Raw genomic sequence first — 16,204 nt, forward strand, 5'->3', positions numbered from 1 at the left:
TAGTAGAGGATAATTTTGTCAATGGCTTTATTTTCATTTAAAAAAAAGAAACCGCCGGCACCACCGGTTATCGGGCTTACACTTTCAGGCGGAGGAATGCGTGGGATTGCCCATATTGCCGTACTGAAAGCTCTGGAAGAATACAATCTGAAACCGCACATTATCTCCGGAACCAGTGCAGGCTCTATTATTGGTGCTTTTTATTCTTTTGGAAAAACGCCGGACGAGATGATGGAAATTGTACGTCAGACCTCTTTTTTTTCCCGATCAGCTTTAAAATTATCAAAAAACGGAATCTTCAGCTCCAATTTCATTTTAAAACTATTCAAAGATTACTTCCCGCAAGATAACTTCAGTATTCTGGAAATCCCCATGTATATAGCTGCGACTGAAATGACCCACGGTATTGTAGATTTCTTTTCTGAAGGAGAACTTTTCGGCCCATTGCTTGCTTCTTCCAGCGTTCCTTTTATTCTCCCTCCGGTAAGGATAGGTGAGAAAATCTATATAGATGGTGGCGTTCTGGACAATCTTCCCATTGAGCCTATTATGGATAAATGCAACTTCCTGATTGCTTCTCATGTCAACTCGATCAGCTACGATGAATTAAAGAAAATGAGTCTGATGAAGGAATTCGACAGAATCCTCCACTTAGCCATTGCAAAATCCGTCTATTCTAAGGCAAAATACTGTAATATTTTTTTAGATCCGCCTAAAATGACGAAATACAGCCTTTTCAACAAACGATATATGGATGAAATGTTTCAGCAGGTGTATGAATATACCTGTCAGGAACTTGAAGAAAAAGGATTTCGTAAAGTTTTATAAATGTAAAAACCGGGTGCTTATCGAACTTTTTGTTCTTACAAGCCCTCCTCTTTCACTTTATTTTTGAAGGTTTCTATAGTTCCGGATAAAGAGTCTAAAGATTTTCCTCCGGCCGCATTGATGTGTCCTCCGCCATTAAAGTACTTTCTTGAAAATTGATTTACATCGACATCGTCTTTACTTCTGAACGAAATTTTAACAAAATCCTCATATAGGTCTTCCATGAAGAATGCAGACATTTTTACGCCTCCAATACTTAAACCATAGTTTACAAAACCTTCCGTATCTCCTTTCTGGAAACCTAATTCTTTCAACTCGTTTCTTGTAAGGCTTAAGACTGCTACCGTTCCATCATTCACTACTTCTATTCTTCCCAAAACCAAAGCAAGCAAATGCAGACGGGAAACGGTATTGGTATCCCAGGTATTGGAGGTGATCATCGCCGGATCTGCACCATTTTCGATCAGGTTGGCAATAATTCTGTGTGTAGTAGCACTGGTAGAACGAAAACGGAAACCTCCTGTATCAGTCATAATTCCGGTATAAAGACATTCCGCCATATCCTGATTCACCAGTTTTTCATCATTCATTGCTTCAATGAAATGATAAATCATCTGTGAAGTTGCCGGAATTACGGTATCAGAATACACAAAATCAAATTTTTCCGGCTGCTGGTGGTGGTCAATAAGAATTTTCTTTCCTTGAGCTCTAACCAGCCAATCTCCTAGTAATCCAATTCGTAACGGAGAATTAAAATCCAGACAGAAAATAACATCTGCTCCTGCAATCATATCAGCTGCCAGCTTTCTTTTATATTCTGCAATAATAACTTTTTTAGACTCCGGCATCCATTTCAGAAATTTTGGAAAATCATTAGGCACAATAACTTCGGCATGAATTCCTTTTGCTTTCAGATAATGCTTCAATCCCAAACTTGAACCAATAGCATCTCCATCCGGATTATAGTGGGTAAGGATAACTATTTTGCTCTCTTGAGTAAGTAATGTATTGATATCTAAAAGTTCTGCTGGTGTAAACATCTGGTGTTTATTTTCGTTAAAATTAAAGTTTTCAAAGATAGAGCTTTTATATAAATCATTTAAATATTATTTTTGCACAGAGAAATGGCATTCTTATCAGGGTTTACCATTCTTCAATAAAAAAACATTGCATTTAATTTTCAAAAAAAAATAATTAAAGTTTGTAACTTATAAAAATTTATATATCTTTGCAACCTGAAAATTAATAGATTAATTACGATTTAAACATATAGTAATGAGTAAAAGAACATTCCAGCCATCAGAAAGAAAAAAGAGAAACAAACACGGTTTCAGAGAAAGAATGTCTACGCCAAATGGAAGAAGAGTTTTGGCTGCGAGAAGAGCTAAAGGCAGAAAGAGTTTAACTGTAAGTGCTGCACGCGCTAAGAGATAATCTTTTTATTATCATATACAAAACATGCTTGAGAAGTTCCTTTTCAGGCATTTTTTGTTGTTAAAATTTACTAAAATTTAGGCTAGATCAACATCTTTTTCTATTTTTAAAAGTTGAAATATTTTTGTTAGAAACAGTCTTTAAAATTAAATTATGCCACATACAAATATCTCCGGAGACAATATTATAAGTTTACAAAACGCAAAGATTGCGCAAAAAAACTTCACTGTACTTTCTGATGTAAATCTTAACATTAAAAAAGGTAGATTCTGCTATCTTATCGGAAAAACAGGTTCCGGAAAAAGTTCCCTTCTGAAAACGCTTTACGGACATATTCCGCTAGCATCAGGACACGGAGCCGTTGTAGGATTTGACCTGGCAAAGCTAAAACCTTCTGATATTCCTAACTTAAGAAGAAAATTAGGAATTGTATTCCAGGACTTCCAGCTGCTGTCTGACAGAACGGTTGAAAAAAACCTAAAATTTGTTCTTGAAGCAACAGGCTGGAATGACAAAGTAAAAATAGAAGACCGCATCAATGAGGTTTTGGGAAGCGTGAACATGAAAAGCAAAAAGCACAAAATGCCGCACGAGCTTTCCGGGGGCGAGCAACAACGTATTGCCATCGCAAGAGCTCTTCTTAACCATCCAGATCTTATCTTGGCGGATGAACCGACAGGAAACCTGGATCCTGAAACTTCCAACGAAATTATGACGCTATTGAAGCAGGTTGCCCTTGAAAACGGAGCGGCAGTAGTAATGGCAACACACGATTACCACATGATTCAAAATTTCCCTGGTGAAGCGATCAGATGTGAAGATGGAAAAGTATCTGTATTGGATACGGCAGAATTGTTCGAATAAGAATTGAAATCTTGAAGTATTTAAAAATTAAGTGATTCAGAGATAACCAGTCTCTAAAATTCAATTTCTAACTTCTCTACTTAAAAACATGAAACTCTTTAGTGAGTTCAAGATATTGGTCCGAGTATTGTCTCGGACTTTTTTCTATAATAAAGTCCGATTCATTGATTTCTTTCTCTTGTGATGAAAACTCCAGAATCAGCCTTTTAGCTTTTGACTTTTCAATTCCCCTGATATTAATCCTCCTGTTCAAAAACAGATGATTTTCTTTACCTATTGAAACAAAAACTTCTCCGGCTTCAATAGGAATAATTACGGAAAAGATCCCGTTCTCAGATAATAATTGTGTTGCATTGGCAATTAACTGCCTGAAGTTTAATTCTACAGTCTGGCGTGCAATCTTGTCTTTTTCGGATCCTGATTCTTCAAAATATGGAGGATTGGAAACAATAAGATCAAACTTCTCTTCTGTCTCGAAACTTTTAAAATCCTGATGTCTGTTTTTCAGCCTTGCATGAAAAGGCGCATTTTCAAAATTAAGCTTAGTAAGCGCTGCTGCAGCTTCGTTAATATCCAGTCCCAAAAAATAAGCCTGTGGATTTCTTTGCGCCAGCATTAAGGAGATGAGCCCCGTTCCCGTCCCTACTTCCAAAACACTGAAAGCGCCGTAGACATTCGCTAAAGCACCAAGCAGAACACCGTCTGTCCCGACACGGAAGACATCTTTAGACTGTTCAATTTTAAATTGTTTAAATGTAAAAGGTTTCACTATAAATTGGTAGGCAGTGTAATAATGAACGTAGACCCTTTTCCTATTTCAGATTTCACAGAGATTTCTCCTTTATAATCTTCAATCATTTTTCTTACCATAGATAAGCCCAGTCCCATTCCACTGCTTTTTGACGTAAAATTAGGCTCAAATATTCTTTCATACATATTTTCAGGAATTCCTATTCCGTTATCCTGAACAGAAATAATCACCCTTCTCTGATGCTGTTCCACATCTACATTGATGATCAGTTTTCTCTCATCACTTTCCGCTTGTTTTGCATTGGTCACAAGATTGGTTATAATCCTGGAAAGATAAATTCTATCCATATTGATCATAATATTGGTTTTATTGGCATGCATAAAGATGCTGTCGTCATTGAAGACTCGGAGAATATCTTCAACCTCGGTATTCAGATTGATAACCTCATTGTTTTTTTCAGGAAGTTTTGCAAATTCTGAGAAGGCTGAAGCCACTGTTGCAATCAGATCTATCTGGTCTACAATCGTTTTACTCATCTGTTTTACTCTTTCTCTGATATTCGGATCTTCCGGATCAAATTTTCGCTCAAAATTCTGAATGGTCAGTTTCATGGGAGTCAATGGGTTTTTCACCTCATGAGCCACCTGCTTGGCCATTTCCCTCCAGGCTTCTTCAGATGCCTTGAACCTAAGTCTTTCTTTCTGGTCCTGAATCTGCAGAATCATTCTGTTATAAGCTCTTGCCAAAGCATTAAGCTCATCATTTTTATAATATCTGATAGGGCGCATTTCATTTTCAAATAATGTAATACGGGTAATCATATCAGAGAACTTCGTAATCGTTTTCGCAAGACTGTTGGATGTCACCCAGCTGATCCAGATACTAAACAGGATAAGAAATATATCGACTAAAAGAATGTATTTTACATATTGGTGAAGAACCTCCAGGTAAGCAGATTCATTATGATATAAAGGAATATAGACAATTCCGATCGGCTCCAGCTCATTATTTTTCAACAAGAGATATGAAGAAGTAAGTTTAGCATCTTTGGCTGCATCATAATTCACCATGTCTACTCTTGCATCAGTAGACAGAATCTTGTTGATGATCTCAATAGGAATCGTTTTCTGTTCAACTAAAGCTTCATCTTTATTAGAAAGCAAATAATTTCCTCTCAGATCGTAAATAAAAATGTCATGCTGATTGATATCCGCTATTTCAAAGATTTTATTCCCCAAAACTTCCGGAAGGTCTTTTGTTTCAATAAGTGTCTGGCTTACTGCATAGTCCAGATATCTCATTACAGCATTCGTCTTATCCTGCATATCGATATTACTTTGCTGCAGAGAGTGATTTCTCAGTACAAAATAAGGTACAAGCGACGTTGCCACAACACTTAAAAAACATACCAGCAGGAAACCGAAAAACACACGATTCCTTAAGCTATATCCTTTATACTTATTAATTGACATTCTACTTTTTAATTAACCTAGCAATATACTTACCAATGATATCAAATTCCAGGTTTACTTTATCACCAATTTTTAAATGTTTCATATTAGTAAATTCCCATGTATAAGGAATAATGGCTACAGAAAACTGAGCATCTTCACTTTTTGCAACTGTAAGACTGATTCCATTTACCGTGATTGATCCCTGAGGTACTGTTACAAAACTTCCGTCATTGTCATATTTCATGGTAATAAAATAGCTTCCGTCTTTGTTTTCAATTCCCACAACTTCACCGGTTTTATCAACATGTCCCTGAACGATATGCCCATCCAGCCTTCCGTCCATCTTCATACAGCGTTCCAGATTCACAACGATTCCCAACTTCCATTTTCCAAGATTGGTTTTTTCAAGGGTTTCGTTAATGGCGGTTACCACATATTGGTTGTCTTTTATTTCAACAACGGTAAGGCAGCAGCCGTTGTGCGCAAGGCTCTGGTCTATTTTTAATTCGTTTGTAAAGGGGCATGTCAAGGTAAAATCTATATTGCTTCCTTTTTCTTCAATCTTCTCAATAACACCAACTGCTTCAATAATTCCTGTGAACATATTATTTTTTGCTAAATTTGTAAATTATAATCTTCAAAGATAATCAAAATGAGCCCAAAAAACCACAAAGTACGAGTAGGAATTTCAATCGGTGATTTCAACGGCATAGGCCCGGAGATCATTATGAAGTCTCTGAAAGACAAATCCATTACGGATTTTTTCACTCCTGTAATTTTTGGTTCGGGAAAATTATTCACTTATCAGAAAAACATTTTTAAGCTGAATCTTAATTTCAACTATATTAATGAGGCTTCACAGGCTCAGGCAGGAAAGCTTAATATGCTTAACCTGACGAAGGAAAACGTTAATGTAGAGCTGGGAGTTCCTACCGAAGAATCTACCAAAATGGCTATTGATTCTTTGGAAGCAGCCACTGAGGCTTTGATGAAAGGAGAAATTGATGTTTTGGTGACTGCTCCTATCAACAAAGATGAAATGGTGAAAATGGGCTTTAAACATGCCGGACATACAGGATATTTTGAAGAGAAATTCAGCAAAAAGGGATTAATGTTCCTGGTAACTGAAGATCTTAAAGTAGCTGTATCCACGCACCACATTCCAATTGTACAGGTAGCTGAAAATATTTCCAAGGAAAAAATAAAGAAACAGATCAGAGTTCTGAATCAGACACTTATAGAAGACTTCTGTATTCAAAAGCCTAAAATTGCTGTATTGGGATTAAATCCTCATGCAGGAGATGGTGGTGTTATCGGAAATGAAGAAATAGAAATCATCAGCCCGGCCATCAAAGAACTTTCGGACAACGGAATATTGGCATTTGGCCCTTTCCCGGCAGACAGCTTCTTCCAGCCAGGCAAATACAAAAATTTCGATGCGGTTTTAGCAATGTATCATGACCAGGGATTAGCACCTTTCAAAACATTAGCATATGAAGAAGGTGTGAACTATACAGCAGGACTTCCTTTTATCAGAACCTCTCCGGATCACGGCGTTGCTTATGATATTGCAGGAAAAAATATTGCTGATGAGCAGAGTTTTACGGAAGCAATATTCACAGCTATTAAAATTTTCAAGAACAGAAGTGAATACACCGAACTTATGAATGACCGCATGCAGCCTAGAAAAATGGTTGTAGACAACGGAATAGATGAGGATCTACCGGAGGAAACTGAAGGATAAATCTTTAAAACAAATTTTAAATTAATTTGTTTTAGATTTTATTTGTTATTATAAAAAAAATGCATATTTTTGCACACTCATTTTATGGACAAGTTAAGAAACTATGACGTAAGCTTTTCCGGACTAAAAAACGGAAAACACGAGTTCAAGTTTGAGATAGATAAAACGTTCTTTCAATTATTTGATACTGAGCAGGAATTTACAAATCCTAGAATAGAAGTGAATGTATCGCTTGATAAACACACTACTTTTTTAGAATTTGAGATTAAAATTAATGGATTGGTTGAGCTGGTTTGTGATATTACAAACGAAGATTTCGACTATCCTATTGAGAATGAAATCAAGATTTTGGTGAATTTCGGGGAAGAATATGATGACAGCAATGAAGATGTTATTACCATTCCTACTGCAGAGCATGCTTTCAATGTAGCACATTTGATTTATGAAAATGTAATGCTTTCTATCCCGATGAAAAAGATTTCCCCAAATGTAAATGATGAAGATCTTGAGATTCTTGATCAGTTCAGTCCGAAAGATATTGAGGAAACAGAAGAAGAACATGAAAGTGATCCCAGATGGGATGCTTTAAGAAAGTTAAGAGACAATAATTAAATAGAATAATTTAAATATGATGAGATGATGAATCTCATCGCTCATCAATTAAAAAAGTTATTAGAAAATGGCACATCCAAAGAGAAGACAGTCGTCGACAAGAAGAGATAAGAGAAGAACTCACTACAAAGCTGTAGTTCCTCAATTAGCTAAAGATGCAACAACAGGAGAGCTTCACCTATACCACAGAGCTCACTGGCATGAAGGAAAACTTTACTACAGAGGTAAAGTAGTATTGGAAAAAGAAGTAGCTGCTACTGAAGAAAACTAAGAGTTGCTTTTCATTGAAAAAGCCTCGTTTTAATACAAAAACCGCCCAATTTTGATAAAATTTGGCGGTTTTTTGTTGTTTTTTACGTTTTTTTGGTATCTTTGACCCAAAATCAAATATCAAATTTATGGACATTAAAGACATACAAAATCTTATTAAGTTTGTATCTAAAGCTGAAGTTTCAGAAGTAAAATACAAGACTAAAGATTTCGAAATCACTATTAAAACTCCATTAGCTGGAAGCGATGCTGTATATGCACAGCCTGCAGTATATCACACTGCACCACAAGCTGTAGCGGCTCCGGCACCTGTTGCAACTCCTGCTGCTCCTGCTGCTGAAAAAGCTGAAGCTGCATCTGATGACAGCAAGTATGTAACAATCAAGTCTCCTATGATTGGTACTTTCTATAGAAAACCATCTCCTGATAAAGACGTATTTGTAAATGTAGGTGACGAAGTTTCTGTTGGTAAAGTAGTTTGCGTTATTGAAGCAATGAAGCTATTCAACCAGATTGAATCTGAAATCAGCGGAAAAATCGTTAAAATTTTAGTTGACGATGCTACTCCTGTAGAATATGACCAACCTTTATTCTTAGTAGATCCATCTTAAGGAATTTTAGATTAAAGATTATAAATTTTAGATGAATCTTTTTCATTTAAAATAATTTAAAATTCAATTTATAATTTAAAATTTCGGAGAGATGTTCAAAAAAATATTAATAGCCAATCGTGGCGAAATTGCAATGCGTATTTTACGTACTTGTAAAGAAATGGGGATCAAAACTGTTGCGGTATACTCTACTGCTGATAAAGACAGTCTTCACGTAAGATTTGCTGATGAAGCGGTATGTATTGGCCCTGCAATGAGTAAAGACTCCTATCTTAAAATCCCTAACATTATTGCAGCTGCGGAAATTACCAATGCTGACGCCATTCACCCAGGTTATGGATTCTTATCTGAAAATGCTAACTTCTCAAGAATCTGTCAAAAGAACGGTATCAAATTCATTGGTGCTTCTCCTGAGCAGATTGAAAAAATGGGAGATAAAGCTAACGCTAAGGCTACTATGAAAGCTGCAGGTGTACCATGTGTACCAGGTTCTGACGGATTGATTGAATCTTACGAACACGCTGTAAAAGTGGCTGAAGAAACAGGATATCCGGTAATGATCAAAGCAACTGCCGGTGGTGGAGGAAAAGGAATGAGAGCTGTTTGGAAAGCTGAAGACCTTAAAGATCACTGGGAGTCTGCAATTCAGGAAGCTGTAGCAGCCTTCGGGAACGGAGGTATGTACATGGAAAAACTGATTGAAGAGCCTAGACACATCGAAATTCAGGTTGCTGGTGACCAGTTCGGTAAAGCATGCCACCTTTCTGAAAGAGACTGTTCTGTACAGAGAAGAAATCAGAAATTAACTGAAGAAACACCTTCTCCTTTCATGACAGATGAACTTCGTGAGAAAATGGGGGATGCTGCTGTAAAAGCTGCTGAATTTATTGGATATGAAGGTGTAGGAACTATCGAATTCCTTGTAGACAAACACAGAAATTTCTATTTCATGGAAATGAATACAAGAATCCAGGTAGAGCACCCTATTACTGAACAGGTAATTGATTATGACCTGATCAGAGAACAAATTCTTCTTGCTGCGGGAACTCCTATTTCAGGAATCAATTATTACCCTAAATTACATTCAATTGAGTGTAGAATCAATGCAGAAGATCCTTATGCAGACTTCAGACCATCTCCAGGAAAAATTACAGGATTAAACATCCCTGGAGGACACGGAATCAGAGTAGATACTCACGTATATTCAGGATACAGCATTCCTTCCAACTACGACTCAATGATTGCTAAGCTTATCACTACGGCTCAAACCCGTGAGGAAGCGATTGCTAAAATGAGACGTGCCCTTGAGGAATTCTATATCGAAGGAGTAAAAACAACAATTCCTTTCCACAGACAACTGATGGATAATGAAGATTATCTTGCAGGAAACTATACTACAAAATTCATGGAAGATTTTGTAATGGATAGAAAATATGATAATCACTAAGATTATTTTAAAAATACAACACGAAACTGCCTCTTTTTGAGGCAGTTTTTATTTTCATTCATCAATAGATTTTTTTGGCTAAATCTTATAAAAATCGGGAGCATTTCATCATTAATGAATAATAAAAAATTAATAAAGAAGCAGAAAAATAAAATTCAGCCATAAGAAAGATATAAAACCTAAAACAAGCTGCCAATAAAGAAAATATTTTCTTATACCCTGTTATTCTACCTTAAAATCTACTTCAATTATACCTCCATACGACACTAGTTATTTGTTAAGGCATATCATTAATATTGTGTAAATTTGTTGAAAACCAAAATATATGTCAACAGCAGAACAAACAAAAAACTCACAGTATTTTATTGACCTTGAAGACAAACATGGAGCACACAATTACCACCCGCTTCCAGTAGTTCTGGAACGTGGAGAAGGTGTTTTCGTTTGGGATGTAGAAGGCAAAAGGTATTATGATTTTCTTTCAGCATATTCTGCTGTAAACCAAGGGCATTCTCACCCCAAAATCGTAGGAGCGTTGGTAGAACAGGCAAAAAAACTGGCTTTAACATCAAGAGCATTCTACAATTCTAATTTGGGTGAATACGAACAAAAAATCACGACACTTTTCGGATTTGATAAAGTTTTACCGATGAACTCCGGAGCTGAAGCTGTGGAAACCGCAGTAAAACTAGCCAGAAAATGGAGTTACGAAGTAAAAGGAATTTCGGAAAACGCAGCAAAAATAATCGTTTGCGAAAATAATTTCCACGGAAGAACAACAACTATTGTTTCTTTCTCCAATGATCCGGATGCGAACCAGAACTACGGACCTTTCACTCCAGGATTTATCAAAATTCCTTACAATGATATTGCTGCCTTAGAAGAAGTTCTGAGCAGAGAAGCAGATAATATTGCTGCATTCCTTGTGGAACCTATCCAGGGAGAAGCCGGCGTCTATGTTCCGGATGAAAACTTCCTTAAAAATGCTTCTGAACTCTGTAAAAAACACAACGTTCTTTTCATTGCGGATGAAGTTCAGACTGGTATTGCAAGAACAGGAAGACTGATTGCGTGCCATCACGAAGATGTACAACCGGATATTTTAATTTTAGGAAAAGCCCTTTCCGGAGGAATGTATCCCGTATCAGCTGTTTTAGCCAATGACAACATCATGAATGTTATTAAGCCCGGACAGCACGGTTCTACATTCGGAGGAAACCCGATTGCCTGTGCAGTAGCAGTAGCCGCATTGGATGTAGTAGCTGAGGAAAAATTATCTGAAAGAGCTGAAGAACTTGGGCAGCTGTTCAGAGCTGAAATTAATAAGCTGATCGAAAAAACAGACCTTATTACCAAGGTAAGAGGAAAAGGACTTTTAAATGCTATCCTGATCAATGATACCCCAGAAAGCTCTACCGCATGGAACCTTTGCTTACAGTTAAAAGAAAACGGATTACTGGCAAAACCTACCCACGGTAATATCATCAGACTGGCACCGCCATTGGTAATTACTGAAGAGCAATTGCTGGATTGCGTAAAGATCCTTGAAAAGACTATTCTTGAGTATAAATAAACAGATATTCTTCGGTCATTGTATTTCAATACAACCAACAATATTTTAAATATTGATTTCCGGGAAAAAATTAATGGGTATGGTAGTCAAAAGCCATACCCTTAATGTATCCTATCAATATATATTTCTCTGGTCATACCATTAGCAGTATTCTTCAAAAGATATAAAAAAAATCATATTTTTTCACTTTTTAAAAATTTAGGAATTGTATTTGCTATATACATTCGAATACAATAAAATACACTCTTTAAAGGCAGTATTTTTACAGGATCTGTAGAATAGATATAAATGACAAAGATTCGTCTATAAAATTCAAATTTAAACTTATCTTTGAAAGATTAAAACTATTTTGAATGACCTTAAGAGAGATATTACATATTTCCCTATTAAACAAATCGTTGTGATGAATATAAGTGGTTTGATCATAACATATAATGAAGAAAAAAATATACAGGATGTCCTTGAGTCTTTTGATTTCTGTGATGAAATAGTAGTGATAGACTCATTTAGCACGGATAAAACTGTAGAAATTGCAAAGAAATTCCCTAATGTAAAAGTGGTTCAAAATACATTTGAAGACTTTACAAAGCAAAGAAATTTGGCTCTGGATTCTGCAAAAAACGACTGGGTCCTATTTTTGGACGGTGATGAAAGACTTACACCGGCCTTGAAACAGGAAATTATAGATGAGCTGAATAAACCCGGGCAAAAAGATGCCTACTATTTTTACAGGAAATTCTTTTTTGCTCAGAAACCGATTCATTTTTCAGGAACACAGTCTGATAAAAACTTCAGGCTTTTCAGAAAATCGAAGGCCAGATACACGGCAGAAAAAAAGGTACACGAAACTCTGGAAGTCAACGGAACCATTGGGATCTTAAAAAATAAATTACTACATTACTCCGTTTCAGATTATGAATCTTATAGAAAAAAAATGATTCATTACGGAGTTTTAAAGGGGAAAGAACTGGCTGCAAAAGGGAAAAAGTACAATGTTTTGGTGCAATATCTTAAAACAGCTTTTAAATTCTTTAAAGCCTATATAATGAGACTTGGTGTTTTAGACGGAAAAGAAGGGTATCAGTTATCTTACCTTCAATCTTTAAGCGTTTTTGAGACCTATGAATCATTAAAAAAAGAGCAAAATTAGTTGAATGAAGATTTGTATCATTAGTTATGATTTTTGGGATTATGATAAGTATATTGTTGAAGCATTATGCAAACGGGGTATTGATGCCCATCATATAAAGATCAGCACAGTTACTCATTCCAATTTCAATGAAAGAGCTGTAAATGCTTTAAGCAAAACCTTTTTAAACAAAAATCTTAAGACTGAAAAAAGACAGAAATATGTTCTGGATGCCCTGGAAAAATTAGGACATCAGGATCAGATATTGGTGATGAACCCGGATACATTTGATCTTTCAACACTTGAAAAAATCCGAAAATATACAGACCGCCTGGTTACCTATCTTTATGACAATCTTGAAAGAGTTCCTGTAGAAGATAAACTGTACCTTTTTGACAAAGTATTTTCCTTTGATTATATAGATGTTACAAAGCACGGGTTTGAAAAACTGACGAATTATATTTATCTGCCACACTGTGCAAAAGAAATCCAACAGCCTGAAATGGATCTTTTCTACATCACCTCTTATGATAACAGAAGGGTTTCGCTGATAAAATTACTGGCTAAAAAACTGATTGAACAGGGGCTGAAGTTCCAGATTATGATCATCGGAAAAAAATCATGGAAGCATCAGCTGACCAATATTTTTATGGCGGTACCTAAAAACCTCTTTCTGATTTTCAGCATCAAAAAGATTCCTCATAACGATCTTCCTAAATATTATAAAAATTCAAAAGTGCTGCTTGATCTGATGCGTGAAGGTCAATATGGGCTTAGTTTCAGAGTTTTTGAAGCAATGTCTCTGGAGAAGAAAATCATTACTGATAATGAAGCCATTAAAACCTATGATTTTTACAATCCTAATAATATTTTGATTTTAAACAAAAATATTAGTAATCTTGACAAATCTTTTTTTGAAACACCTTACGAAAAAATTCCTGAGGAAATCTACCACAGATATACTTTGGATAGTTGGGTAAACAAAGTTTTTGAACTTGATACTAAAAACTAGCAAATGGGAATCTTAAAAAAAATAAAAAAACACTTTGAAAGAAAAGAAAAACTCAAATATCTTCAGTCTAAGGATATAGTCAACATCAATCTGTATGACGATTCCAAAAAAACAATCCTGTTTGCTTCAAGAGATTTCCCTGCCCATGATAAAGAATCCGGGGCTAACAGACTGAAAGAACTTATATTAATCTACAAAGAACTAGGCTACAACTGCATTTTATTTGCTCCTCATATTTTTGAAGACGATTCATATGTAAAATTTTACCAGCAACATGATGTTATCGTGTATGTAGAGAACAATTTATATAAGAATATCTATGATTTCCTCTCTTCTTTTAAAAAGGTAGATTACGTTTGGTTTAACGGGCCTCTTGCCCTGAATCTGTTTTACAAAAAGATGAAGGCTCTTCTCCCCTCTGCCCGATTCATTTATGATATGGTGGATATTCATTTTTTAAGATTTAAAAGAGCGATTGAACTGGAACCAAGCCGTATTTCTTTAAAGAAAAACTACAAACATTTCTTCCGCCTGGAAACGGTTGTTGCACCACAACTGGACTACATTATTGCCATCTCTGATAAAGAAAAAGAGATTATGGGCCAATATGCAGACCACAATAAGATCATCACAATATCAAACATTCACTATCCTAAAATTGATATTTCAGAAAGGAAAAACTTTAATGAAAGTAAAGGAATCACCTTCATCGGGTCCATCCACGAACCTAATATAGATGCTGTAAAGTTCCTGTATGAAAAAATAATGCCCATTGTCTGGAAAACCAATCCTGAACTGGAAGTAAGCATCATTGGGAATGTTTCTGAAAAACTGGATCTTAAACTATATCCTAAGTTTAAATTTTTAGGGTTTGTAGAAAGTATTGAAGAGCATTTCATGAATTCTAAAATCATGGTAGCACCTTTACGGTTTGGAGCCGGGGTAAAAGGAAAAATCGGGCAAGCCTTTGAATACTTTTTACCGGTGGTTACTACAGATATTGGTGCCGAAGGAATGAAGCTTACAGATAAAAAAAATGTGTTGATTGCCAATGATGAAAACAGCTTTTCAGAAGCAATCATTCAGCTGAATAATAATGAAGAACTTTGGGATACATTACGCCGAAATTCTGTGGACAGTCTGAGAGCATTTTCACCTGAAGAAGTAAAAGAAAAACTTAAAACATTATAATCCATGTCATTAAGTGTAAATTACCATGGTTTTTTTGACGGAAATTTTGGAATTTCCGAAGCTACCCGACTGAACGCCTTAGCATTGGAAACAATCGGTATCAAAGTAAACCGGATAAATTATTCCAGCGAAACTTTTGAAAGAATTGATACAGGTTCCGAAGCTTCATCTCCGATTAATGTTTTCCACATTAATATCAATTTTATTAACAATTTTTTCTCTAAGAACCAGGATCTGAATCTTAAGGATCATTATAACATTATTTACTGGGCCTGGGAGTTTCCTGAAGTTTCCGATAAGGTTGTCGAAATATTAAATGTTTTTGATGAGCTTTGGGTTCCGAGTGATTTCTGTGTCAATATTTTCACAAAATATACGGGAATCCCGGTCATCAGATTTTCCCATCCGATTCAAAAGATGGCAGAATCTAAGGATTTTGAACTGAGCCGGTATAGTATTTCTTCAGATGCAAAGATCTATCTTACGATTTTTGATTCTTTGAGTACTACCATCAGAAAAAACCCGGAGGCTACCCTTGAAGCCTTTACAACGGTTTTCAAAGAGGATAAAAACAGTGTTCTTATTGTAAAAACACACAATCTTGAAAGAAGCAAAGATGCTCAGAAAGCTTTAGAAGCCTACAATAATATCCCGAACGTCATTATCATTAATGAACATTTCTCAAAGGAAAAGCTGCATTCTCTGATTCAGCAGTCTGATGTTTTGATTTCTCTTCATGGTTCGGAAGGTTTCGGGCTCACGATGGCAGAAGCCATGGCTTATGGAAAAATTGTAGTCGGAACAGGGTATTCCGGAAACCTGGATTTTATGAATATAAATAACAGCTTTCTTATTCAGTATGATTTCATCAAAACATCCAATACAAAAGGATTGATTGACGAAGGTTTAACACTTGCCAGACCTAGCCTGAAAGATGCTGTTGAAAAGCTGCAGTACATCAAAAACAATTTTGAAAACCTGACTGCAATCAAAGAAAATGCTGAATCACAAATTGCAGATAATTTTTCTATCCGTTCTATCGGAGAGCTTTTCAAAATAAGACTGGATTTCATTGATGGTTTTGGTAAAAAAGAAAGCAGCGGAGGTAGTGATGTCAATAATGTTTTCTATCTGAGCGAAATTGAAAGGTTAAATACAAGAGTCAATTATCTTGAACGTACTCTTTATAATAAAATAAGAAAAAAAGTAAACGCGTTTTTTAAAAAAGGCAGAAAATAATTTTAATTGGGTATTTTCAAGGCCGTTATCCAATGAACAGATCTA

17 protein-coding genes are annotated in these 16,204 nt (G+C 35.8%); 13 read left to right on the forward strand and 4 right to left on the reverse strand.

The genetic code is table 11. The features are described from left to right. Window positions 1-21: 21 nt before the first annotated feature. The gene (locus tag FW781_RS10125; protein ID WP_149387264.1) at window positions 22-828 is read left to right on the forward strand and encodes a patatin-like phospholipase family protein; all 807 of its coding nucleotides are present in this window, start codon (window positions 22-24) and stop codon (window positions 826-828) included. A gap of 35 nt (window positions 829-863) precedes the next feature. Here the strand turns inward: FW781_RS10125 and FW781_RS10130 are convergent, their stop codons facing one another. Next, entirely contained in the window at window positions 864-1,868 is a 1,005-nt protein-coding gene (locus FW781_RS10130; protein WP_149387265.1) for a DHH family phosphoesterase, read from the reverse strand. A 235-nt stretch (window positions 1,869-2,103) separates the two neighbouring features. Between FW781_RS10130 and rpmH the strand changes: the two genes are divergently transcribed. After that, on the forward strand, window positions 2,104-2,262 hold the full coding sequence (gene rpmH / locus FW781_RS10135; protein WP_034701860.1) for a 50S ribosomal protein L34: 159 nt from the start codon (window positions 2,104-2,106) through the stop codon (window positions 2,260-2,262). A 153-nt stretch (window positions 2,263-2,415) separates the two neighbouring features. Further along, a complete protein-coding gene (locus tag FW781_RS10140; protein WP_047373550.1) occupies window positions 2,416-3,126 on the forward strand; it encodes a cell division ATP-binding protein FtsE in 711 nt (236 codons plus the stop codon). Between the two features lie 76 nt (window positions 3,127-3,202). On the opposite strand, the gene FW781_RS10145 is transcribed toward FW781_RS10140, so the two are convergent. Genes FW781_RS10145 through FW781_RS10155 form a run of 3 tightly spaced genes read right to left on the reverse strand, consistent with a single transcriptional unit; the run spans window position 3,203 to window position 5,935 of the window. Further along, window positions 3,203-3,895, reverse strand: coding sequence for a tRNA1(Val) (adenine(37)-N6)-methyltransferase (locus FW781_RS10145; protein ID WP_149387266.1), 693 nt, complete (start codon window positions 3,893-3,895; stop codon window positions 3,203-3,205). Beyond that, complete coding sequence (locus FW781_RS10150) at window positions 3,895-5,349, reverse strand: sensor histidine kinase (RefSeq protein ID WP_149387267.1); 1,455 nt, start codon at window positions 5,347-5,349, stop codon at window positions 3,895-3,897. The genes FW781_RS10145 and FW781_RS10150 overlap by 1 nt, the downstream gene beginning before the upstream one ends. A 1-nt stretch (window position 5,350) precedes the next feature. After that, window positions 5,351-5,935 (reverse strand): riboflavin synthase, encoded by a 585-nt coding sequence (locus tag FW781_RS10155; protein WP_149387268.1) that lies wholly within the window; start codon window positions 5,933-5,935, stop codon window positions 5,351-5,353. Between the two features lie 48 nt (window positions 5,936-5,983). Here FW781_RS10155 and pdxA point away from each other — a divergent pair, with 48 nt between their 5' ends. The 10 genes from pdxA (at window position 5,984) to FW781_RS10205 (ending at window position 16,159) form a co-directional block, all read left to right on the forward strand. After that, on the forward strand, window positions 5,984-7,075 hold the full coding sequence (gene pdxA / locus FW781_RS10160; protein ID WP_149387269.1) for a 4-hydroxythreonine-4-phosphate dehydrogenase PdxA: 1,092 nt from the start codon (window positions 5,984-5,986) through the stop codon (window positions 7,073-7,075). Between the two features lie 84 nt (window positions 7,076-7,159). Next, complete coding sequence (locus tag FW781_RS10165) at window positions 7,160-7,687, forward strand: YceD family protein (RefSeq protein ID WP_149387270.1); 528 nt, start codon at window positions 7,160-7,162, stop codon at window positions 7,685-7,687. Between the two features lie 67 nt (window positions 7,688-7,754). Further along, on the forward strand, window positions 7,755-7,958 hold the full coding sequence (gene rpmF, locus FW781_RS10170) for a 50S ribosomal protein L32 (protein WP_002976251.1): 204 nt from the start codon (window positions 7,755-7,757) through the stop codon (window positions 7,956-7,958). A 127-nt stretch (window positions 7,959-8,085) separates the two neighbouring features. Next, window positions 8,086-8,568 (forward strand): acetyl-CoA carboxylase biotin carboxyl carrier protein, encoded by a 483-nt coding sequence (gene accB / locus FW781_RS10175; protein ID WP_047385964.1) that lies wholly within the window; start codon window positions 8,086-8,088, stop codon window positions 8,566-8,568. A gap of 91 nt (window positions 8,569-8,659) precedes the next feature. Further along, window positions 8,660-10,015 carry an acetyl-CoA carboxylase biotin carboxylase subunit gene (gene accC, locus FW781_RS10180; protein WP_047385963.1) on the forward strand — a complete coding sequence of 452 codons (1,356 nt, stop codon included), beginning with the start codon at window positions 8,660-8,662 and terminating at the stop codon, window positions 10,013-10,015. 325 nt (window positions 10,016-10,340) lie between these two features. Continuing rightward, entirely contained in the window at window positions 10,341-11,588 is a 1,248-nt protein-coding gene (gene rocD, locus FW781_RS10185) for an ornithine--oxo-acid transaminase (protein WP_149387271.1), read from the forward strand. A 403-nt stretch (window positions 11,589-11,991) separates the two neighbouring features. Continuing rightward, entirely contained in the window at window positions 11,992-12,738 is a 747-nt protein-coding gene (locus FW781_RS10190; protein ID WP_149387397.1) for a glycosyltransferase family 2 protein, read from the forward strand. A 4-nt stretch (window positions 12,739-12,742) separates the two neighbouring features. Next, on the forward strand, window positions 12,743-13,729 hold the full coding sequence (locus FW781_RS10195) for a glycosyltransferase family protein (protein ID WP_149387272.1): 987 nt from the start codon (window positions 12,743-12,745) through the stop codon (window positions 13,727-13,729). A gap of 3 nt (window positions 13,730-13,732) precedes the next feature. Next, window positions 13,733-14,920, forward strand: coding sequence for a glycosyltransferase family 4 protein (locus FW781_RS10200; protein ID WP_149387273.1), 1,188 nt, complete (start codon window positions 13,733-13,735; stop codon window positions 14,918-14,920). A gap of 3 nt (window positions 14,921-14,923) precedes the next feature. Then, a complete protein-coding gene (locus FW781_RS10205; RefSeq protein ID WP_149387274.1) occupies window positions 14,924-16,159 on the forward strand; it encodes a glycosyltransferase in 1,236 nt (411 codons plus the stop codon). Window positions 16,160-16,204: the final 45 nt, after the last annotated feature.

This window comes from Chryseobacterium panacisoli (genome assembly GCF_008274625.1).
Classification (GTDB): domain Bacteria; phylum Bacteroidota; class Bacteroidia; order Flavobacteriales; family Weeksellaceae; genus Chryseobacterium; species Chryseobacterium panacisoli.

Excerpts from the sequence above, each read along its gene's own strand:
- FW781_RS10125 (WP_149387264.1), top strand. The coding sequence starts at position 22 with ATGGCTTTATTTTCATTTAAAAAAAAGAAACCGCCGGCACCACCGGTT.
- FW781_RS10130 (WP_149387265.1), bottom strand. The coding sequence starts at position 1,868 with ATGTTTACACCAGCAGAACTTTTAGATATCAATACATTACTTACTCAA.
- rpmH (WP_034701860.1), top strand. The coding sequence starts at position 2,104 with ATGAGTAAAAGAACATTCCAGCCATCAGAAAGAAAAAAGAGAAACAAA.
- FW781_RS10140 (WP_047373550.1), top strand. The coding sequence starts at position 2,416 with ATGCCACATACAAATATCTCCGGAGACAATATTATAAGTTTACAAAAC.
- FW781_RS10150 (WP_149387267.1), bottom strand. The coding sequence starts at position 5,349 with ATGTCAATTAATAAGTATAAAGGATATAGCTTAAGGAATCGTGTGTTT.
- FW781_RS10155 (WP_149387268.1), bottom strand. The coding sequence starts at position 5,935 with ATGTTCACAGGAATTATTGAAGCAGTTGGTGTTATTGAGAAGATTGAA.
- pdxA (WP_149387269.1), top strand. The coding sequence starts at position 5,984 with ATGAGCCCAAAAAACCACAAAGTACGAGTAGGAATTTCAATCGGTGAT.
- FW781_RS10165 (WP_149387270.1), top strand. The coding sequence starts at position 7,160 with ATGGACAAGTTAAGAAACTATGACGTAAGCTTTTCCGGACTAAAAAAC.
- rpmF (WP_002976251.1), top strand. The coding sequence starts at position 7,755 with ATGGCACATCCAAAGAGAAGACAGTCGTCGACAAGAAGAGATAAGAGA.
- accB (WP_047385964.1), top strand. The coding sequence starts at position 8,086 with ATGGACATTAAAGACATACAAAATCTTATTAAGTTTGTATCTAAAGCT.
- accC (WP_047385963.1), top strand. The coding sequence starts at position 8,660 with ATGTTCAAAAAAATATTAATAGCCAATCGTGGCGAAATTGCAATGCGT.
- rocD (WP_149387271.1), top strand. The coding sequence starts at position 10,341 with ATGTCAACAGCAGAACAAACAAAAAACTCACAGTATTTTATTGACCTT.
- FW781_RS10190 (WP_149387397.1), top strand. The coding sequence starts at position 11,992 with ATGAATATAAGTGGTTTGATCATAACATATAATGAAGAAAAAAATATA.
- FW781_RS10195 (WP_149387272.1), top strand. The coding sequence starts at position 12,743 with ATGAAGATTTGTATCATTAGTTATGATTTTTGGGATTATGATAAGTAT.
- FW781_RS10200 (WP_149387273.1), top strand. The coding sequence starts at position 13,733 with ATGGGAATCTTAAAAAAAATAAAAAAACACTTTGAAAGAAAAGAAAAA.
- FW781_RS10205 (WP_149387274.1), top strand. The coding sequence starts at position 14,924 with ATGTCATTAAGTGTAAATTACCATGGTTTTTTTGACGGAAATTTTGGA.